This window comes from Paracoccus saliphilus, assembly GCF_028553805.1.
Classification (GTDB): domain Bacteria; phylum Pseudomonadota; class Alphaproteobacteria; order Rhodobacterales; family Rhodobacteraceae; genus Paracoccus; species Paracoccus saliphilus.
In genome coordinates, this window is record NZ_CP067140.1 from 2,260,732 (window position 1) to 2,281,408 (window position 20,677).

The window sequence follows — 20,677 nt, forward strand, 5'->3', positions numbered from 1 at the left end:
AGGTTGACGGGATTCATCTTGTGAATCCAGCGTGATACCTTTGGGCATGAGCAACTGGACCTCGACGAAATACAAGACGACGAACTGGTCGTCCTACAACGACGCCCTGAAGCGACGTGGCTCGCTGACCGTCTGGTTTGATCCATCGATGATCTGGTCTCCGCCTCCGAGCGGCAAACGAGGCCGCCAGAAAGCTTACAGCGATGCCGCCATCCAGGTTTGCCTGACGCTGAAGGTACAGTTTGGCATGCCGTTGCGGCAGGTAACGGGCTTTGTCGAAAGCCTACTCGGTTTGGCGGGGTTGAACTGGGCGGTTCCAGATTACAGCACGCTGTGCCGCCGTCAGAAGACCCTGATGGTGGATATTCCCTATCGAGGTGGCAATGGCCCGTTACATTTGTTGATCGACAGCACCGGCATCAAGGCGGAGGGTGAAGGCGAGTGGAATGCGCGCAAACATGGAGGCCCCAAGCGGCGCATCTGGCGCAAGGTTCACATTGGGATCGATGAGGAAACGCTGGAGGTGCGGGCCGTCGAGGCGACCGGGAGCCATATTGGCGATGCGCCGATGTTACCGGAGTTGCTCAGCCAGATCCCGCCCGACCAGGAGATCGGCTCCGTGACCGGCGATGGGGCTTACGACACGCGCAAGTGTCATGATGCGATTGCGGATCGAGGAGCAGAAGCGATCATCCCACCGCGCAAGAATGCCAAACCATGGAAGCCAACAACTGCCGGCGCGCACGCCCGCAACGAAATCCTCCGGGCCGTCAAATATCTCGGCCCTGCGATCTGGCGACGATGGAGCCAATATCACCGCCGAAGCCGCGTCGAGGCAAAGATGCATTGTGTAAAACGTCTTGGTCAGAGCCTCATGGCGCGGGACTTCGACCGGCAGGTCGCAGAGCTGCAAATCCGCTGCGCCGTCATGAACCATTACACCGCTCTCGGCACGCCCGTGACAATGGCCGTAGGATAAGTCTGTCCCGGGAAAGGGAAACTATACTCAAAGCACCTTTTGCGCAACAAAGCCGACCAGCGATCACACGACGATCTGGTCCAAGCTCAAAGCAGCACTGTGCAAACGGAGCCCACTTTCATTCTGGTTCGATCCCGAGATAGTTTGGCACGCTCGGAAAACCGGTAAACGCAGACGGCCTGGAACCTTCTCGAATGCCGCTATCCAAGCCTGCCGGACGTCGAAAGTGCTCCTCGGTCCTCCTCTTCGCCAAACACTCGAACTGTTCGAAGGCCTGCCTCAGGTGCGGGGCCAGAATCGCCGGTTCCTTACAATGCAATGCCGTGTCGCCGGCAGACACGCGTCTCGGTGCAAATCGCGTATCGCGCCTCGGGACAGCCTCTGAACCTACTGATGGATAGTACAGGCATCAAGACCCGTGGTGATGGGGAATGGTTGGTACGGAATGATGATCCGTCAGGCCGACAACAATAGAGTAAGCCCCCAATCCCCATGGACGTAGGCACAGGCGATGTGCCCGCAGTCGAGTTCACTTCGAGCCGCCAAAGGACGCACTCTCCGCTTATAGTCCGCCTTGTGAAACATCGCCATATGGGGGGCCGGAAAAACCAACCATCCAGGCCCTGTCTCGGCGGTATCAATCGCTTTGCACGATCTCCCTAAACCGGTGCAAACCCATGATCAGGGCGCCGACTCTAAAGATCGGTAAGTGTGCCCAGAAACGCCTCCGCTGCGAATCCAACTGTTTCAGATAGCGTCGGGTGAGGGTGAATGGTCATGCCGATGTCATGGGCGTCTGCGCCCATCTCGATCGCAAGCGCAACCTCGGCGATCAACTCCCCGGCACCTGGTCCGACGATTGCCCCACCAACCACCTTGCCGGTCGCGTCATCAAACAGCAGCTTGGTGGCCCCTTCATCCCGCACAAGCGACAAGGCTCGGCCAGAGGCCATCCATGGGAAACCGCCCCTCTTCAACTTGATACCCCTAATCTTGGCTTCGGTCTCGGTCAGCCCTACCCAGGCAACTTCCGGGTCGGTATAGGCGACCGACGGAATGCAGGCCGGTTCGAACGTAACTTTGAAGTCCGCCGCGGCTTCCGCTGCCACTTTGGCCTGATGGGTGGCTTTATGAGCAAGCATCGGCTGGCCGACAACATCGCCAATGGCAAAGATATGGGGCTGACTGGTTTGCATTTGCGCATTCACCGGCAAGAACCCTGGTCCTTCGACGACAATCCCCGCTACCCCCGGGGCCACCTTGGCGCCATTTGGAGTCCGGCCAACTGCAACGAGGATGCGATCATATTCAGCAGTTTCGACACCTTCGGCGCATTCAAAGGACACGACAAGCTTGTCGCCCGCCAAAACCGAGGTAACCTTACTTCCCGTCCGCACTGCGCCATAGCTTTTGGAAATCCGCTCGGCCAACGGCGCAATGACATCCTTGTCCGCACCCGGAATAATCTGATTTGCCAATTCGACGATTTCCACGTGAGCACCAAACGAGTCGTAGATCTGCGCCATTTCCAAGCCGATTATACCGCCACCGATGACCAGCAGACGCTCGGGAATACTCTCCAGCTCAAGCGCGCCGGTGCTGTCTATGATTCTCGGATCATCCGGCAGGAACGGCAGCCATACTGGCTCCGATCCGACAGCAACGATCGCTTGATCGAATGTCAGGTTCTGTATGGAACCGTCGGCATCGGTGATCTCGACCGAATGTGCGCCGCTGAATGTCGCTATGCCGCGAATGACGCGCACTTTGCGTTTCTTGGCCAGGGCGGTCAAACCGCCAGTCAGCTTTGCTATCACGCCGTTCTTGAAATCGCGAACGCCGTCCAGATTCACATCAGGTGCCGCGAATTTCAGTCCGTGCGCAGCAGCCTCATCGGCCTCATCCCAAACCTTCGCCAGATGCAAAAGTGCCTTGGACGGTATGCAGCCAACGTTCAGACAGACACCACCAAGCGTGGCCCGCGGATCGACCAAAGTCACCTCGCGCCCCAGATCCGCCGTGCGGAAGGCCGCAGTATATCCTCCTGGCCCCGCACCGATCACCAGCATCTGCGTGTGATTTTCACCACAGTTGGCATTCGGCGCAGCCTGCGGCGCCGCTTCGAACGTAGCTTCTGCCGCATCCAATTCGGTCTCCATCCGCAGGACAAGACTGCCTTCGCTCAGCAAATCCCCCTCAGAAACAAAAATTTCGACCACAGTTCCGCCAAAGGGCGCGGGAATATCCAGCGTTGCCTTCTCACTTTCCAGCACCAGAATCGTGCTCTCGGCTGCCAGTCGATCTCCCACGGCCACCGGGATCTCCACCACCGGCACCTCCTTGAAGTCCCCAATATCGGGAAGCATAACGTCACGAGTCATCTTGATCTCCTTCAGACGGAAATGCGGCGGAAGTCACTCAAGGAGCGGCTCACATGCTGAAGGAAGTGTGCGGCGGCGACCCCATCAACCACGCGGTGATCCCAGCTCAGGCTGATCGGCTGCACAAGGCGCGGCGCGAAGCCCGCTCCATCCCAAACCGGCTGCATCTCGGCACGGGTCATACCAAGGATTGCCACCTCCGGTGCATTGATGATCGGCGTGAAATTGGTGCCGCCGATACCGCCCAAGGATGAGATTGTGAAAGTGGCGCCCTGTATATCTGTCGCTTTCAGCTTGCCCTCGCGGGCGGCCAGCGCGAGCGCAGCCATTTCGGCAGCGATTCCGCGGATACCTTTCTTGTCGGCCTCCTTGATCACCGGCACGACCAGTCCTTCGGGCGTGTCCGCGGCGACACCGATATTCCAGTACTTCTTGAGTACCAGTTCACCGTCATCCAGCGACGAGTTGAACTTCGGGTAGGCCTTTAGCGCCGCCACCACCGCTTTGACGGTGAATACAAGCATGGTGATCTTGCCGTCGCCCTGCTCCGCCTCGCCGTTCAGCATCTTGCGGAAACTTTCCAGCTCAGTGATGTCTGCCTTGTCGAAGTTGGTGACATGCGGGATGACCATCGAATTACGCGCCAGCGCCGGACCGGAAATCTTGGCGATCCGACTGAGTTGCACGCGCTCGACCTCTCCGAACTTAGCAAAATCTACCTTTGGCCATTCAGGAAGTCCGATCATCATCTGACCACCCGCGGCCGACGTATGCGCCGGGGCGCTCATCGCGGCTTTGACAAAGGCTTCAATATCTTCCCGCAGAATACGGCCCTTCGGCCCGGTACCCTTCACCCGACCGACGCGCACCCCGAGCGTGCGTGCATAGCGGCGGATCGAAGGCGACGCATAAATCAGATGGCCTGGAGCCGTTGCAACCTGAAGTGCATCACTCGCAACAGCCAATGGCGCAGGCTGTCGTTTTGGTGCCTCGGCAGCGGGCACCGTCGGGGCGGCTTGCGCTGGCGCTTCGGCCTGTGCATGGGGCACCTCCGAGGTTGCCGCTGTCTCAGCCTCCACGTCCAGGATCAGAACCAAGCTGTTCTTGCTGACGCTGTCCCCTACGGCGACCTTGATTTCAGCCACCCGCCCGGCATGCGTGGTTGGCACATCCAATGTCGCCTTGTCGCTTTCCACAACGATAACCGTGTCATCCACTGCAAGCTGCTCGCCGACGGAAACCGGGATTTCCACCACTGGGACATCGGAAAAATCGCCAATATCCGGTACTCGGATTTCAATCAGATTGTTCATGTGCGTCTCCGTTATACGGTCCAGGAGGCTGCGGCCTCTACGTCAACCTCAAGCTCGGAAATCGCCTTGCCGATAAACGAATGGTCCAGCTTCCCCTGACGCACCAACGACTCGATGGCGGCCAGTGCGATATGCTGGCGATCCACCTCGAAGAAGCGGCGTAACGACTTGCGGTTGGCCGACCGGCCAAACCCGTCGGTGCCGAGCACTGTCATGGTCGCATCGATATAGGGCGCGATCTGCTGCGGAAAGGCGCGGACATAATCGCTCGCGGCAATCACCGCATCGGTTCCTGAAAGCAAGGTCTCCACATGACTCTTCGCCGGGTTCTTCACAGCCCCCAGACGGTTCTGCCGCTGCACTAAGGCTGCCTCGCGTGCAAGTTCGGTGAACGATGTCGCCGAATAGATGTCGCTTGCGATCCCATAGTCTTTTTCAAGGATCTCGGCCGCTGCCAGCACCTCCATCATGATAGTGCCCGAGCCGACAAGGCGCACATGCGGAGCCTTAGTCTTACCCCGGCTGACGAACTTGTACATGCCTCGGATGATCCCGTCTTTGACGCCTTCCGGCAAAGACGGCTGGGCATAGTTCTCGTTCATTACGGTGATGTAGAAGAACTCATCCCGTTTCTCATCGAGCATCCGGCCCATGCCGTACTCCATGATCACGGCAAGCTCATAGGCGAATGCCGGGTCATAGGCACGACAGTTCGGAATGGACGCCGCCATCATGTGGCTTGACCCATCCTGATGCTGAAGCCCCTCGCCCGACAACGTTGTGCGTCCTGCCGTCGCGCCAAGCAGGAAACCCCGTGCCCGTTGGTCGGCGGCCGCCCAGATCAGATCGCCAACCCGCTGGAAGCCAAACATCGAATAATAGATATAGACCGGGAGCATCTCAGTGTTGTGCAGCGAATATGACGTCGCCGCCGCAGTCCAGCTGGAAAGCGCCCCGGCCTCGGTGATACCCTCTTCAAGCAGCTGACCATCAGTCGATTCCTTGTAGTACATCATCGAGCCGGAGTCCTCGGGCTCATAGAGCTGTCCCTCGGGCGCGTAGATGCCAACCTGACGGAATAGGTTATCCATACCGAATGTACGCGCCTCATCCGCCACGATCGGGACCAGACGCGGACCGAATTCCTTGTCTTTCAGGAGGCCGCCGAGCATCCGCACGGCAGCCATTGTGGTTGACATCTCCTTGCCATCCGCTGCCAGAGCGAACTTGGCGTATTTCGCAAGTTCAGGGCGCTTCGGCGCGCTTGTGGCCGCGTTTGGAAAACGCCTCGGCAGATAGCCGCCGAGATCGGCACGGCGGGCTTGCAAGTAGCGCAGCTCCGGGCTGTCCTCAGGAGGCTTGTAGAATTCCAGCGCCTCAACCTGCTTGTCGGTCAGCGGCAAGTTGAACCGGTCCCGAAACGCCAGCAGCGCATCAACGTCCAGCTTCTTGGCCTGATGTGCCATCATTCGGCTTTCGCCGCTGCCGCCCATACCATAACCCTTCTTGGTCTTGGTCAGGATGACAGTCGGACGGCCCTTATGGGCCTTCGCCGTCGCGAAAGCTGCGTAAAGCTTTTTGAAATCATGCCCTCCACGCTTGAGCTTGTGGATTTCATCGTCAGACAGATGGCTGACTAGGGCCGCACTTTCCGGGTCGACGTCGAAGAATTTGGAGCGGTTATAATCGCCCTCCTTGGAACCGAGGTTCTGGTATTCCCCGTCCACGGTTTCTGCGAAGCGGCGCAGCAGCACGTTGTTGGTATCGCGCGCGAAGATGCTGTCCCACTCCGATCCCCAAAGCACCTTGATCACGTTCCAACCCGCACCGACAAACAGGGCCTCAAGTTCCTGAATGATCTGGCCGTTGCCGCGGACCGGCCCGTCCAGACGCTGGAGATTGCAGTTCACAATGAAGGTCAGGTTTTCCAGTCCTTCCCGCGCCGCTAGCGTCAGACCCGCAATCGACTCAGGCTCATCCATTTCGCCATCACCGAACACCCCCCAGACATGGCGCTCCTGTGTGTCCGCCAATCCACGCGCCTGCAAATACCGCATGTAGCGTGCCTGATAGACCGCCGACAAAGGCCCGATCCCCATGGACCCTGTTGGCAGCTGCCAGAATTCATTCATCAGCCACGGGTGCGGATAGGAACAAAGCCCCTTGCCAGGAAATTCCTGACGATAGCTGGAAATATCTACCTCGCTCAGTCGGCCTTCAAGAAAGGCACGCGCATAAACACCCGGAGCTGAATGCGGTTGAAAATACACCAAGTCACCGTCGAAGGTTTCGGTACGTCCTCGAAAGAAATGGTTGAACCCCATCTCAAAGATTTCCGCCGCCGAAGCGTAGGACGCAATATGGCCACCTAACTCCCCATATGCTTTGTTTGCCCGAACGACCATGGCCAATGCGTTCCAGCGGATGATGGATGTTATTCGCTCCTCCATCTCAAGGTTGCCAGGAAATTTTGGTTGTTGCGGCAAGGGAATCGTATTGCGATAGGCGGAATATGGAAGATTGTTCGTTGCGACGCCAATAAGGCGGGCTTTCTCCTGAATGAGATCCAGCACAAACCTCGCACGCTCACCTCCCCCTTCCTGGGCCAACGCTTCGAATGCTTCAAGCCACTCACCTGTTTCGATTGCATCTTGGTCTATGAATGTCTTTTTCAGCATTTTTCTCCGCCCTCGGTTTTCGATCAGCCGGAACAAAATAGTCCGGAGGGCCACTTTTTTTCTGGCTTTTAGAGCCCCCCTGCGGAATATTTTTGCTGGAAGTCGGCGTGAAACTGACCACCGCCGCTCGAAACAATCAAGAATACCTATGGTTGCTGTTGGGAGATGCGGGGATTGCCGGGCTTATTTTCTTCAAAGTCAGCGTACTGTCCCATACTTGTTTTTCGATTCTGACGCCAGCTGTGGCACGTGACTTTCAAGCCAGCTCTAGTGCCCATTCATTGCAAGCCGGTCTGGAATTTTCTGATGGAACCTGGCAAGTGAAGGGCCTCCCTTAGCAACTGTATCTGTCAGGTGATTTGTGCTGCCCAGGATTGGCGTGATTTGCACAGAGCATTCGCGATGGTCACGAGTTTACGGGCCACGGCGGTAATGATGACCTTGTGCGGTTTGCCCGCCTTGCGTAGGCGATCAGCAAAAGGTTTCAGGACCGGGTTGTGATGGGTGGCGACCAGCGCAGCCTGGAACATCACGTGCCGCAGCAAACGTCTCCCGTTCGGGCATGCTGGAGGCGGGTGAGCTCAGTCCAGGCCATTGTGATCTCCGTTCAGCTTTGCAACCGAACAGAATCATAAGCCGCTGAATTCACCCGAATCATTTTAGATCAGGCTCTTAGAGAGAGGTCACACCATCGTCGGTGAGGCTATGCGAGACGCAGCATCTGCAAAGAGCACGACTTGAGGCACTGACATCTCTCCGGCATTAGTTGTCTTCTTCACTCGAAGAAACGACGACCAGAACTTCTGTCGGAACATCACTCACAGGCGATAGTTTGTGGGGGCTTTCCGGATCGAGGCTGGCGCAGTCACCCGGTCTCAGCACTTCGGTCTGACCATTTATCTTGACCTCAACCTGTCCCCTCAGAACAAAGAGTATCTCTTCCCCACTGTGATGGCTAACAAGCCGATTGCGGCTCGAGGCAATCGTCGGTCGAACGATGAAAACCCTAGTTCTGGAAGCAGGGTGCAACCCTCCGACAAGCGAAAGATAACTCTCGGGATCGCCAGAGACACCATTGACAGCGCGCTGGATGCCGAACTTTCCGTCTTGGTGATCATGAGAGAAAAGCGCCTCGACCGACACGTTCAATGCCTTGGCAATCTTGAGGGCGACCTCGATCGACGGTTTAGAGAGACCGCGCTCGACCTTCGAAAGATAGCTCTTCGTGAGGCCGGTTTTGGTGGCGAGCATCTCTAACGTCATACCGTGCTGAAGACGAACTTTTTTTAGAAGTAGGGACATTAGAGATCAGACCATTCGCTTGGAGTGCGCGATATATTCGCATATTGGTGAGAAAGTCCAACCACTTCCACTCCGACCAGTGAACCCTTCGAGTTATGTGAGCCAGATTTTCGACCCACATCCACAATCATGCATCTATCACCAGACGCGGCCCTTTGCAGCCGGCGACGCATATCATCACGTCCTGCGCACGCTCCTCCGCTGTTAGAATGCGATCATTATGAACAGGAGGCCCTTCGATCCAGCGCGTCCGACACAGGCCGCAGATGCCGCCTTCGCAAGAGAAGGAAATGTCGGCGTCCATATCGATGAGAGCTTCGACGATGCTGTCCCCAGGCTCCACGACCTGCTGTCGTCCGCTCCGCGCCAACACCAAGGTGAACGGCTTTGCGTTCGGGTCTGACGCAATTCTGACCGGCGTAAACCTCTCCACATGAAATCGTTCTTCGGGCCAGTCAGAGACAGCCTTGTCGAAAGCGTCGAGCATCGGAGCGGGCCCACAGCAGAAGGCGCGAATGCCGTTCTCATGCCGCGCGAGTTGCTCGCTGATATCCGGAATCGGTGCGGTGAGCGTGTTCACAATGTCGACCCGACCCGCATCAACGGCAGGTTGTATCATTTCCGGTAGGCAGGCCGGACCATTGCTCGACCAGTAGAGCCGGTAGTTGGCGAGACCGCGATATTCCATATCCCTTATGACCGAGCAAAACGGAGTGATGCCGATACCGCCCGCGATGAAAATATTCATCTCTTGCGGATCAACCTCCATGCCACCGCGGGGAAGCGAGACTTGCAAATGCTGTCCGACGGCAAGCCTGTCGTGAACGAAAATGGAACCGCCACGCCCCATTTCTTCTCGTTTGACAGCGATAACGTAGCGATCGTTCTCATGTGGCGCATTGCAGAGAGAGTAGGTCCGCACCAACCTTTTCTCCAGATGAATATCGATGTGCGCTCCGGGGCGAAATGGAGGGAGTTCCCAACCATCCTCATCCTGTAACACCATAACCCTGATGCCGGGGATAGGCTCGCTGGTATGCCGGATTACGGTCGAGACGGTACGAATTGGCTTTGGCGTCATACGGGCCTCACCGTGTCGCCGACCTTGACTGTGCCGCCCTGAAGGATGCGGCAGTTCAGGCCGGATCTGTGCACCATCGGATCGAAGACCGGCTTGCCCAGAATTTCCTCGATATGCTTGCACGGCGTGGAAAGGCGGGTCGCCTCCAGCAGGCACTCACCCAGCCAGAATTTCTTGAAGACGAGGTGATTCAGGGGAACACCCCGGACCGTCACATTCCGGCGATGCTCAATTGGAGCAATCTCGATGCCGTAATCACGCCTGATCGCTTCCAGCGCCTCGATCTCAAATAGCGTGACCTGACGTCCGTCTTCAGGCTTGTGCGAATAGAAACCCGCTTCATTGCCGATCATGTAACGATCGCCTTCGATGCCCCTGCCTGCGACAAGTTGGAGTGTCTCGAAATTTTTCATTGGCAGGAACGCCCGGGGCGTCTTGTGCAGATGGCACACCACACCTGACCATGTCGCATCGGTCAGGGTCTCGAGGGTTTCGCGGATTGTCATGTTGAACTCCTTTCAGAGGAATGGCTCATGGCCTCAGGCCAGAATCTCGATGATGGCGATCTCGGGCCGCGCGATAATCTCTTGCAGATTGGCGACCTCCTGCAGGCGCGAGATCCGGTGCCCTGCAAAGCCGAAAGCCTGCGCGAGAGCCATGAAGTTGATAGCCGCTAGCTTCGTCCCATATTCCCTACCGGGAAACTGCCGCTCCTGGTGCTGAGCTATCGTTCCGAAGCTCGCGTTGTTACAGACGATCACCTTCAGATTGACGGCACGATCGACGGCTGTGGCCATTTCCAGTCCCGTCATCGCGAACCCTCCGTCACCGCAAAACGCCAGAACCTGCCGCCCTGGTGTCCGCAGCGCCGCGGCCAGGCCCGAGGGCACTCCTGTTCCCATCGCGCCGCAGGCCGACCCGAGTAGCATCATCTCGGGATTGAATCGGAAGTTCGCATGAACAGCAGCAGCGAAATTGCCACTATCTGTCGTGATCACCGCATCCATCTCTGCGCATTGGGCTATCATGGCGACACTTGTGGACCAGATGTCGCTCTTTGACGGGGTGGTCGGTGTCGACTGTAACCGGGCAATCTCCTTCAACCAGGTCCGGCGATCAGGAAGCTCGATTGGTGCTTTGTTCGCCAACGGTATCAGGAAGGCCCTGCTTCCCGACAAGACCGGCAGAGTCGCACCGCGAAGATGTGCCAGAGGCCCCTGATCGGGAAAAACGTGAATGACAGGTGTAGCCGCCGAAGGCGCGCTATACCCCAGTGTATCCAGATCGCCCATCTGGGTCCCAACTGCGATAAGGAGATCCGTCGCTTCCATCTTTGCCTTATTCGCTTCAGTCGGAAAAAAACCAAGCTGCCCGGCCCAGAGCGGATGCGTGTTGGGAAACTGGTCTTGGCATTTGTTGGTCGCCATGACGGGGATATTAAATGCCTCCGCGACGGCCAGGATCGAGCTGCGAAATTCGGACGAGCGATCCTCTGAACCAACCAAAATCAAAGGCTTGCGAGCATGCGTTATCATGTGCACAACTTCTTCGACCTCGGCAAGGGTCGGGCCAGGCCGCGGCAAGCGGAAAGCGGTGGCCTGGTCATTCACCTCATCCAGCAAGGCGTCCTCGGGCAATTCGATGACAACGGGCCCCGGAGTGCCGGTCTGGCTGACGGCAAATGCGCGAGCGAGCCGTTCTGCAGCACGGTCTCCCCGATCCAGCCTCGTGTGCCATTTCGCGGTGCTCAGAAAGGCCCGACCGCCGTCCACTTCCTGCACTGCGCCGCGGGTAAGGTCGCCACGGTCCACCTGTCCGACGAAGACCAGCATGGGTATGGCCTCTTGTTGAGCCACGTGAAGGCTAAGCCCGGCATTGAACAGGCCAGGTCCTCGGCTGACCATCAGGACACCAGGCCTGCCTGTGAGTTTTGCATCCGCCACAGCGGCAAGCCCTGCAGAACCTTCGTGACGGCAGGTCACCACGTCGATGTCATCCATGTCGCGCAACGCATCCAACAATCCAAGGAAGCTTTCCCCGGGCACGCTGAAGGCACGGTCGCCTCCATTGAGTCGGATCGTTTCGGCGATGAGATCTGCAATCCTGTATCTGGTCATCTTTATATTCCGCGATATTGAGAACATGGAGACATCTAGTCACCGGTTCGACATTGTGGTCCTTGGTCGGCAAGGTTTTTCGGCGTTCCTCGAGGTTGGGTGAAAGGTGTTCAGGGCGACCCGTATCGCCCCGAACAGTAAGTTCGGGGTTACTCCTCCTCGACGAACGCCTCTTCGCGGGTCTTCTTGAACCAAGGCATCAAAAGCATCGCGAGAATCGCCAGTGCACATGCCAACAGGCCAGCACTGATCGGGCGATCAACGAAAACGGCGAAGTCTCCACGCGACAGTGTGAGCGAGCGCCTCAAGTATTCCTCGAGCATCGGTCCGAGCAGAAACCCCAGCAAAAGCGGGGTCAACTCGCATCCGATCTTGACGAAAAGGTATCCAGCGACCCCGAAAACGGCCATCGTGAAAACGTCGAATGGCGACCCATTCATCGAGAAAACGCCAATCGAGCAGAACACCGCGATTCCGGGGAACAGGAAGTGATACGGTATGGTGAGCAGCTTGGCCCAAACGCCCACGAGCGGCAGGTTCATGATGACCAGCATCAAGTTCCCTATCCACATGGAGGCAATGATTCCCCAGAAGAGCGTCGGCTGGTTCTGCATGACAGACGGCCCAGGCTGAATGCCCTGAATGATCATCGCCCCGATCATCAGCGCCATGACGGAGTTCGACGGAATGCCGAGTGTCAGCATCGGAACGAAGGATGTCTGGGATCCAGCATTGTTTGCCGCTTCAGGCGCAGCGACCCCCTCGATGGCTCCCTTTCCGAATTCCGACGAATGCGGAGAAACCTTCTTCTCAAGCGAATAGGCGGCAAATGACGACAGCAGTGCACCACCGCCGGGCAAAACACCAAGCGCAGATCCGATTAACGTTCCGCGAAAAATCGGCGCGACCATGCGCTTCCAGTCTTCCCGGGTCGGCATCAGGCTTCCGACACGCTTGTGATATGCGACCCGCGAACCCTCGTGTTCGAGATTCCTGATAATCTCGCCCAGCCCGAACATCCCCATCGCGACCGCGACGAAATCGAGACCGTCGTAGAATTCGGTGATGCCGAAGGTCATCCGGGTCGCGCCGGAATTGCCATCAACCCCGATCAATCCAAGCGACAACCCCAGAAGAATCATTCCGAAAGCGCGAAGCAGCGAGCCATGAGCCAAAACGATCGAAGCGATCAACCCGAGAACGATCAGTGAGAAATATTCAGGCGGCCCGAAACTCAGCGCAACCTTTGCCAGAGGAGGCGCCGCAAGTGCAAGGAGCACGGTTGCGACGGTTCCTGCAATGAACGAGCCTATTGCAGCTGCCGCCAGTGCAGTACCCGCACGCCCTTGTCGGGCCATGGCGTGACCGTCCATGGCTGTCACTACGGATGACGCCTCACCTGGCAAATTGATAAGGATCGCGGTCGTTGAGCCGCCGTATTGTGCCCCATAATAGATGCCAGAGAGCATAATGAGGGCGGAGACCGGCTCAAGAGCGAAGGTTGTGGGCAGCAGCATTGCGATGGTCGCTGTCGGACCCAGTCCCGGCAACACCCCAATCAGGGTGCCGAAGAACACGCCGATGAAGCAGTAGAGAAGGTTCTGCATGGACAGCGCCGTCTCGAATCCGAGCTGAAGATGAGAGAAGAGTTCCATCGTCTGCCCCTCAGTTGCCCAACCACTCGCCGAAAAGCGGCAGCGGAAGTTTGAGACCATAGATAAAGACAGCCGACGTAAAGACGACCAAAACGGTTGCTGCGATCAGCGCTGTGCCAAGTCGAAACCTCGAGCTTGCGGTAAAAGATAGGATAGTGACACCAGCTACGGCTGGCACGAAACCCAGCCCACGCACGACAAGCCCAAAGAACACCACGCTCAGCGGGATGAGCAGAATTGCCTTCCTCGCGATCGGAGTCAGGCCTACATCTTCGACTTTCAGCGACCGTAGCAGGCAAGCAACCCCGATCACTACCAGTAGGCAGCCGAGAATAATGGGAAAAAAACTGGGTCCCATTCGCACAGCAGTGCCAAATGCACTCCAGTCGGAGAGTATCGTGAAAGTGAGTCCCAATACGGTAAAGACAAGACCGGTCGTCAAGTCTGAGGTATTCTTGATGGTGTTCAATGTAATCTCCACTGTCGGTCGCGCGCAGCGTTTAAGATGCCGTTCTTTCGCGATCAGTTCGCGAGTGCTGTGATCATAATCTCAACCTTGATTTCAGGACGTGCGAGTTTCGCTTCGGACGTGACGCGGGACGGCGTCTCGCCAGCCGTGACCCAGCTGTCCCAGACCTCGTTCATGCGGGGAAAATCAACGATATTGGCCAGGTAGATTTCGGCCCGAAGAATGTTACTGCGGACCAGCCCCGCCTCGGCGAGCAGCACGTCGATGCGATCCAATACGCTCGTCGTCTGCTCAGCGACATCACCAGAGGTATCTGTCGGGACAATCCCGGAAAAATATGCAATTCCCCCGGCAATCACGACGTCAGACATGCGCGATCCGGCATTGATACGTTTGATGGTCATGGCGAACTCCTCATTTATTTACATCCACGACCACCCGGCCGCGGAGATTTCCTTTGATGATTTCGGCTGCGGTCGGGATCACATCTCCAAGTCCAATGGTCTTGGTGATGTCTCCCGGGATCTGCCCATCCAACAGGTGCGCGATCTCGGCCCAGGCACCTTCACGCTCATGAATGGGACGTGTAACACTGTTGATCCCGAAAAGCGCAATTCCCCGAAGAATGAAGGGGGCGACTGAACCGGGAAGGTCGAGCCCCTGCGCCATACCGCAAGCCGCAACCGCTCCATCCGCCTTGATACTGGCACAGACATTGGCAAGAGTGTGACTTCCGACGCTGTCGACAGCGGCGGCCCATCTTTCCCTCTGAAGCGGCTTGCCAGCGCTTGACAGGGTGGCCCGATCCACGATCTCCGTCGCGCCAAGCTGCCTTAGGTATTCAGTCTCGTTGGAACGACCTGTCGAGGCGTGAACTTCAAAGCCTTTCTTCGACAAAAAATAGGTCGCGAAGCTTCCAACTCCACCGGCTGCACCAGTAACCAGGACCGGACCGTCTGCCGGTTTCACGCCAAAACGCTCAAGGGCCTGAATGCAGAGCATTGCCGTATAGCCAGCAGTCCCGATCTCCATGGTTTGTTTTGATGAAAGACTTTCCGGCATCTGTATCAGCCAGTCGCCGTGGACGCAGGCGCTCTGAGCCAGCCCACCCCAATGATTCTCACCTACCCCCCAACCATTGAGAAGAACCCGGTCGCCGACGGCGAACCGATCACTGTCCGAGCGGCGAACAGTGCCAACGAAATCAATCCCCGGGACCATCGGATAGCTTCTGACGACAGGCCCTGAATTGGTGATCGCCAGCGCGTCCTTGTAGTTCAGCGTGCTATATTCAACATCCACCAGCACATCCGCCTTTGGCAGGTCACCTTGGTCGAGTTGGCTGACTTTTGCTTCGAATTCAGGATCTTTGGTCAGGATTATGGCTTTCATGTACTTCCTCCAATTTCACTGTCGGCGCGCGCATTTTTGATCCCGGCAAGCGCGCGTTTAAAGTTGTTACGAGCCGACGGTCATGATGCGCACAACCAAATGACACTAGTGTCACTAATGACATATTATCTGATGATAATGCCTACATCGGTCGACAATATAGAAGCAAGGAAAAAGTGCCCGAGAGGAAAAATCGACCTTCCGCTCCCGATGTGAGCACTACCCCTTCGATTGCTTTAACACAATCAATACATTGATAATAAATGATATATATAATTCCGAGATTGAAGGCCCTAGCAACCGTGCACACCCTCATCCTCGTCAAGCCTTTGGGGCATACCTGCATTGTCCTTATTGACACATGTGTCCTAATGTTGTGTCCTGACGCAACGGCTGCCGCGTAACAGGCAGGCGACCAACACAACAGAGAGGTTCACCATCATGAAAAACACAATGCTTGCAGCAATATTGACGGCGACGGCAGCACTGACGGCCCCAATGGCAACTGCCGCCGACTATCCGTCAAAGCCCGTCGATCTCGTTATAGGATTTCCGCCCGGCGGACCGACAGACATTCTCGGACGGGTCATCGCAGAGAACTTGTCCAAGGAGCTAGGGCAAAGCGTTGTCGTAGTGAACCAAGGCGGCGCAGGCGGTGTGGTCGGCTCCAACGCCGTCGCAAAGGCCAAGCCGGACGGATATACGCTGCTCGTGGCGGTGCAATCTGCACTGACGCGGGCAAAGGCTTTGGGAATTGATGTTCCCTACGAACCTGTTACTGATTTCGAATACATCCGCAAGGTCGCAGAACAGCGCAACCTTCTGGTGGTAAATCCCGAAACTCCGGCCAAGACCGTCGAAGAACTTATTGCCTATGCCAAGGAGCACCCGGGCGAATTGAACACCGGCGGCACCTTTGGGGCGTCATCGCACATTGCGTCCTCCCTGTTCGACATGAGCAACGGTACCGAGATGACTTTCATCAACTACTCCGGTGGCGGCCCTGCGTTGATCGACTTGCTATCCGGCGTGATCCAAGTGGCCTTCTTCACGGAATCACAAGTTGCTGAACACGTCCGGTCGGGCTCACTACGCGCCCTCGCCGTTGCCTCCGAGAAGCACTCCGCCACCTTCCCGGATCTGCCCACCGTCAGTGAAGCTGGTGGAGCAGAATTGGAAATCTCACCTTGGTTTGGCATTGCGGCCCCGGCAGGCACGCCGGAAGACACGCTCGAGGTCATCGGAGATGCGCTGGACCGGATGAACAGCAATGAGGGCTATCTTGATCAGCTTGTGACGATCGGTGCCGTACCGGTCGAAGGCAGCACGCCGGAGACACTCTCTGCCGAAGTTGCTGAAGAGATCCCCTTCTGGGCCGATTGGGCCGCGAAGGTCGATTTCAAAAAACAGTAACCGCCAAAGGCTGACCGCAATGACCTTCTTTGCTTCTTTCGATGCCGTGCTTAGTCAGGACGAGCAAGCGATCGTTGATCGCGCCAGGGCCTTCTGTGCAGGCCAGTTCGCTCGGGAAGTGCACACTGCCTACCTGGAACATCGAGCGTTTGATCCGGCGATGATCGACGACTGGGCCAAGCTTGGAATGCTCGGCTTGATGGTGGACAAATCTCAAGGAGGATTTGGGGCAAGCTTTGCTTGCAAAGTTCGTGTCGCCCAGGAAATGGCGACAAAATCATTTGCGGCAGCCTTCGCGATAAACAATCTCCAGGGAACCGTCGCGCGCATCGCTCGCGACGGTTCGGACCTCCAACAAAGAAATCTTTTGCCCGATATGATGACTGGCTCCCTTTTGTCGGCGCCAGCCATGTCGGAGCCCCAGGCCGGATCGGACCTTCCTGCGATAGAAACTGTGGCTACGCGGGTTTCCGGCGGATGGAAGCTCAACGGGCGCAAACGTTGGATCACTAATGGCACCATTTCCGGGATGTTTTCGGTCATGGCCAAGGTCGATGACGGTAACGGCCCGAACGGGATCGGCACATTCGCTGTTCTCGACCCCGAACTGAACCAGGTTTCCAGAACGGCGCTGCCTCTCCCCGGTGCGATGAATTTTCGCCTGGCCGACCTCCTTCTCGATGATTTCGTGCTTCCTGAATGGGCTATGCTCCAACCGCCTGGCGAGGGCTTCAAGACGTCCCTTCAGGCGATCAACGCCGCGAGGGTTCATGTCGCAGGCATGGCCGTGGCGACCCTCTACGCCGGATTGACGGAAGCCGTTGAATACACATCGGGCCGCCTCGCCTTCGGCAAGCCGGTGATCGAGCAGCAAGGTCTATCCTGGCAACTGGCAGAAGTTGCGACCCGTCTCGAAGCCGCACAGGCACTCGTGATCCACGCGGCGCGTTCGATCGACAACATGAGGAATGTCGTAACGCTTGCAGCCCAGGCAAAGGTCTTTGCGGTAGAAACTGCCATTTGGGGCCTGGAGCGATGTCTAAGCGCAATGGGTGCGATCGGTGCGACCCAAGCACATCGCATCACAATGCATCTCTCCGAAGTTCGCCTCGGCGGTTTCGGCGACGGAACAAGCCAGATCCTGACAGATCGGATCGGGCGTGAGCTTCAAAAGACCTATTCTTCCAACTCCAGGCAAGGAGCCAAAACATGAGGAACGTCGTAGTTCCCGATGCGGCAGCGGCTGTCGCAGGCATATCCGATGGCATGACCGTCATGGTTGGCGGGTTCGGCGGGGCCGGTTTGCCTCGCGTGTTGCTCAAAGCCGTGCTGGAAACCGGTGTGCGCGGCCTGACCGTCATTTCGAACAATGCCGGCACGTCGGGTGACGATTTGTCGAGCTGGTTCGAAGCGCATGTCGTCGACAAGATCATTTGCTCCTACCCTCGCAGTGCGGAGGCGTTCACTGAGCAGTATCGACGTGGTGATGTTGAACTGGAACTGGTACCGCAAGGCACGCTCGTAGAACGTATCCGGGCCGGTGGCGCGGGCCTTGGCGGTTTCTTATGCCCGGTCGGCGTTGGGACGGATTTCGCCAAAGGCAAGGAAGTCATCGAGGTTGAGGGGCGCAAGCATTTGCTTGAACTCCCGCTCAAGGCAGATTTCGCGCTCGTCCGCGCGAGGGATGCGGACACGCTCGGGAACCTGAACTTCAACAAGACGGCACGCAATCATTGCGCTGTTATGACGACCGCTGCACGCGTCACTGTAGCAGAGGCCGCGCGCATCGTTAAGCCGGGAGCGATGGATCCCGAAGCCATCGTCACCCCATGCATCTTCGTCAACCGTATCCTAAAGGCCTGACATGACTCCTTTGTCTCGAAACGCACTCGCCCGCATGGTGGCAAATCATCTGCCATCCGAAAGCTTCGTGAACCTTGGGATCGGGGCACCGACAATGGTAGCCAACGCCCTGGATGCCTCCCAAGGTGTCATTCTGCATAGCGAGAATGGTCTACTGAACGTTGGCCCCGCTCCGGCCGAGGGTGAGGAAAACCACGACCTTATCAATGCCGGAAAGCAACCTGTCACCACCCTGCCAGGGGCAAGCTTCTTTGACAGTTCCCTGTCCTTCTCCATGATGCGGGGCGGACATATCGATGTCGCAGTCCTTGGGGCCTTCCAGGTCTCGGAAGATGGTGACCTGGCCAATTGGAACACGGGACGCGACGACGGCGCACCGCCCGCCGTAGGAGGGGCTGTCGATCTTGCAGTCGGAGCCAGTCAAATTTGGGTAATGATGGAGCACACCACTCGTGATGGCGCCCCCCGGATCGTTTCCAGATGCACAATGCCGTTGACCGCTGTCGGAGTCGTGCGCCGAATTTTCACCAACCTGTGTCTCATCACGGTCACCGACGCCGGGCTTGTGGTCGATGCGATGATAGATGACCTCGAGTTGAAAGATCTTCAGGCATTGACTGAAGCGACATTGACGGCCGCCCCCGCGCTGCGAACGATCAACTCAGACGGCATTGTGACCTGAATTGTATCCCGGCCTGTTCAGGGCCGCATATCACCCCGTGACCGGGCCCCTCTGGCGGAAGACGCGGCGCTTTCGTGATGTCGGCACTTGAAACGCGATGACGCCGCGAAGAGAGCGCCTCTATGACCTCGCTAACTCCTAAGCACCACTTTGAAAAGTCGTCCACACTTCTCTACTTCCGCTGGCCTTTCTTCGTAACCGCAGCCGGCCTTGCGCTCGGCGCCTTTCTCGGGTGGAGAAGCACAGGAACCCTGGAGGGGCTCTTGTTCAGCCTTTTCATCTGCGGAATCCTGGCAGTCCTCGAAATCTCCCTTTCTTTCGACAACGCAATCGTCAATGCGAACAAGTTGAGGACGATGTCGCCGGAATGGCAAAAGCGGTTCCTGACCTGGGGCATCCTGATCGCGGTTTTCGGGATGCGGATCGTCTTCCCCATTTTGATCGTGGTCATCAGTGCCGGTATCGGACCCTGGGAAGCAATATCTCTTTCGATCTACGAACCCGCCCGATACGCCGACATCATGCACGACGCACATTTACCCATTGCCGCTTTCGGAGGGACGTTTTTGATGCTTGTCGGGTTGAGCTTCTTCTTTGACACCGAAAAAGAGATTCACTGGATACACTGGCTGGAAACACGCGTGTGCGGCGCGGCTACGATCCGTGGCATCGAGATTGCAGTCGTCCTTGCGATCGTTCTGGGTCTCTCCCGGTTCATGACGGAAACCCAGACTACAGTATTCCTTGGCGCAGCAATTTGGGGGATCTTCACCTTCCTTGCAGTCGAAATCCTCGGAAGCCTGCTGGACAGCGACAATGGCTTGACGGTCGAGGCGGCAAAGGGCGGACTGGGGGCGTTCCTGTATCTTGAGGTGCTTGATGCATCCTTTTCATTCGACGGCGTCATAGGCGCATTTGCCCTGACACAGAATCTGTTCATTATCGCGATCGGCCTCGGGATTGGCGCTATGTATGTCCGGTCAATGACGATTATGCTGGTCGAAAGACAGACACTTGGAGAGTATCGATATCTCGAGCATGGCGCGTTTTACGCCGTCGTCTCCCTCTCGATCGTCATGTTCCTGCAAGCAATCATACATATCCCAGAGATCATCACAGGCCTGTTCGGAGCTTCCCTGATTGGCCTTGCCATGCTGTCATCCATTCGGTGGAACCGGCAGAAGATGGGTAAGTGAAGTTCATCGCCATCGCATACATAGCCAATGAGGTTGTCTCTGGCAGGATTTCGATCAACCGCATTAGTCATGAGGTTCCGGATCTGCGTTTCGGCGGTCGACGCCTAGAAGGGCCCATCCGTCAGCTGACCGTTCAGGGTCATTCCTCTCTCCTGC

The 20,677-nt window shown here is 57.2% G+C and carries 19 protein-coding genes and 1 pseudogene; 8 read left to right on the forward strand and 12 right to left on the reverse strand.

Annotated elements, in window-relative coordinates:
• Nucleotides 1-46 precede the first annotated feature (46 nt).
• Together JHX88_RS10865 and JHX88_RS10870 are read left to right on the forward strand one after the other, a co-directional pair.
• Nucleotides 47-979 (forward strand): IS5 family transposase, encoded by a 933-nt coding sequence (locus tag JHX88_RS10865; RefSeq protein ID WP_076523896.1) that lies wholly within the window; start codon nt 47-49, stop codon nt 977-979.
• Between the two features lie 73 nt (nt 980-1,052).
• Nucleotides 1,053-1,558: pseudogene (locus JHX88_RS10870) on the forward strand (transposase); the annotation flags it as partial.
• 116 nt (nt 1,559-1,674) lie between these two features.
• Here the strand turns inward: JHX88_RS10870 and lpdA are convergent.
• From lpdA to mdeB, 3 genes are read right to left on the reverse strand one after another with little or no spacing between them, the layout of a single operon-like run.
• A complete protein-coding gene (gene lpdA, locus JHX88_RS10875) occupies nt 1,675-3,360 on the reverse strand; it encodes a dihydrolipoyl dehydrogenase (protein ID WP_076523894.1) in 1,686 nt (561 codons plus the stop codon).
• A gap of 11 nt (nt 3,361-3,371) precedes the next feature.
• Nucleotides 3,372-4,673, reverse strand: a complete 1,302-nt coding sequence (locus JHX88_RS10880) for a 2-oxo acid dehydrogenase subunit E2 (protein WP_076523892.1) — start codon at nt 4,671-4,673, stop codon at nt 3,372-3,374.
• An 11-nt stretch (nt 4,674-4,684) separates the two neighbouring features.
• The gene (mdeB, locus tag JHX88_RS10885) at nt 4,685-7,351 is read right to left on the reverse strand and encodes an alpha-ketoglutarate dehydrogenase (RefSeq protein ID WP_076523889.1); all 2,667 of its coding nucleotides are present in this window, start codon (nt 7,349-7,351) and stop codon (nt 4,685-4,687) included.
• Between the two features lie 107 nt (nt 7,352-7,458).
• Between mdeB and JHX88_RS10890 the strand changes: the two genes are divergently transcribed.
• Nucleotides 7,459-7,689, forward strand: a complete 231-nt coding sequence (locus tag JHX88_RS10890) for a hypothetical protein (RefSeq protein ID WP_141225767.1) — start codon at nt 7,459-7,461, stop codon at nt 7,687-7,689.
• Between the two features lie 12 nt (nt 7,690-7,701).
• On the opposite strand, the gene JHX88_RS10895 is transcribed toward JHX88_RS10890, so the two are convergent.
• The 9 genes from JHX88_RS10895 to acuI all read right to left on the reverse strand — a co-directional run bounded on the left by JHX88_RS10895 (nt 7,702) and on the right by acuI (nt 15,367).
• Complete coding sequence (locus JHX88_RS10895) at nt 7,702-7,881, reverse strand: hypothetical protein (protein ID WP_076523887.1); 180 nt, start codon at nt 7,879-7,881, stop codon at nt 7,702-7,704.
• A gap of 232 nt (nt 7,882-8,113) precedes the next feature.
• Nucleotides 8,114-8,602, reverse strand: coding sequence for a helix-turn-helix domain-containing protein (locus JHX88_RS10900; RefSeq protein WP_272847994.1), 489 nt, complete (start codon nt 8,600-8,602; stop codon nt 8,114-8,116).
• Nucleotides 8,603-8,780: 178 nt separating this feature from the next.
• Nucleotides 8,781-9,734 (reverse strand): PDR/VanB family oxidoreductase, encoded by a 954-nt coding sequence (locus JHX88_RS10905; protein ID WP_076523883.1) that lies wholly within the window; start codon nt 9,732-9,734, stop codon nt 8,781-8,783.
• Nucleotides 9,731-10,240, reverse strand: a complete 510-nt coding sequence (locus tag JHX88_RS10910; RefSeq protein WP_076523881.1) for an MOSC domain-containing protein — start codon at nt 10,238-10,240, stop codon at nt 9,731-9,733. Before JHX88_RS10910 ends, JHX88_RS10905 begins: the two co-directional genes overlap by 4 nt.
• A gap of 33 nt (nt 10,241-10,273) precedes the next feature.
• Entirely contained in the window at nt 10,274-11,851 is a 1,578-nt protein-coding gene (locus tag JHX88_RS10915) for a thiamine pyrophosphate-dependent enzyme (RefSeq protein ID WP_076523879.1), read from the reverse strand.
• 149 nt (nt 11,852-12,000) lie between these two features.
• A complete protein-coding gene (locus JHX88_RS10920; protein ID WP_076523877.1) occupies nt 12,001-13,506 on the reverse strand; it encodes a tripartite tricarboxylate transporter permease in 1,506 nt (501 codons plus the stop codon).
• A gap of 10 nt (nt 13,507-13,516) precedes the next feature.
• On the reverse strand, nt 13,517-13,975 hold the full coding sequence (locus JHX88_RS10925) for a tripartite tricarboxylate transporter TctB family protein (RefSeq protein WP_176011406.1): 459 nt from the start codon (nt 13,973-13,975) through the stop codon (nt 13,517-13,519).
• 53 nt (nt 13,976-14,028) lie between these two features.
• Complete coding sequence (locus JHX88_RS10930) at nt 14,029-14,379, reverse strand: RidA family protein (protein WP_076523875.1); 351 nt, start codon at nt 14,377-14,379, stop codon at nt 14,029-14,031.
• 10 nt (nt 14,380-14,389) lie between these two features.
• Nucleotides 14,390-15,367 carry an acrylyl-CoA reductase (NADPH) gene (acuI, locus tag JHX88_RS10935; RefSeq protein ID WP_076523873.1) on the reverse strand — a complete coding sequence of 326 codons (978 nt, stop codon included), beginning with the start codon at nt 15,365-15,367 and terminating at the stop codon, nt 14,390-14,392.
• A gap of 441 nt (nt 15,368-15,808) precedes the next feature.
• Between acuI and JHX88_RS10940 the strand changes: the two genes are divergently transcribed.
• From JHX88_RS10940 to JHX88_RS10960, 5 genes are all read left to right on the forward strand, one after another.
• Complete coding sequence (locus JHX88_RS10940) at nt 15,809-16,780, forward strand: Bug family tripartite tricarboxylate transporter substrate binding protein (RefSeq protein WP_076523871.1); 972 nt, start codon at nt 15,809-15,811, stop codon at nt 16,778-16,780.
• A 19-nt stretch (nt 16,781-16,799) separates the two neighbouring features.
• Nucleotides 16,800-17,993, forward strand: a complete 1,194-nt coding sequence (locus tag JHX88_RS10945; RefSeq protein WP_076523869.1) for an acyl-CoA dehydrogenase family protein — start codon at nt 16,800-16,802, stop codon at nt 17,991-17,993.
• A gap of 53 nt (nt 17,994-18,046) precedes the next feature.
• The gene (locus tag JHX88_RS10950) at nt 18,047-18,643 is read left to right on the forward strand and encodes a 3-oxoacid CoA-transferase subunit A (protein WP_272847995.1); all 597 of its coding nucleotides are present in this window, start codon (nt 18,047-18,049) and stop codon (nt 18,641-18,643) included.
• 34 nt (nt 18,644-18,677) lie between these two features.
• On the forward strand, nt 18,678-19,325 hold the full coding sequence (locus JHX88_RS10955; RefSeq protein ID WP_272848266.1) for a 3-oxoacid CoA-transferase subunit B: 648 nt from the start codon (nt 18,678-18,680) through the stop codon (nt 19,323-19,325).
• Nucleotides 19,326-19,447: 122 nt separating this feature from the next.
• Nucleotides 19,448-20,521, forward strand: a complete 1,074-nt coding sequence (locus tag JHX88_RS10960; protein WP_076523864.1) for a DUF475 domain-containing protein — start codon at nt 19,448-19,450, stop codon at nt 20,519-20,521.
• Nucleotides 20,522-20,677: the final 156 nt, after the last annotated feature.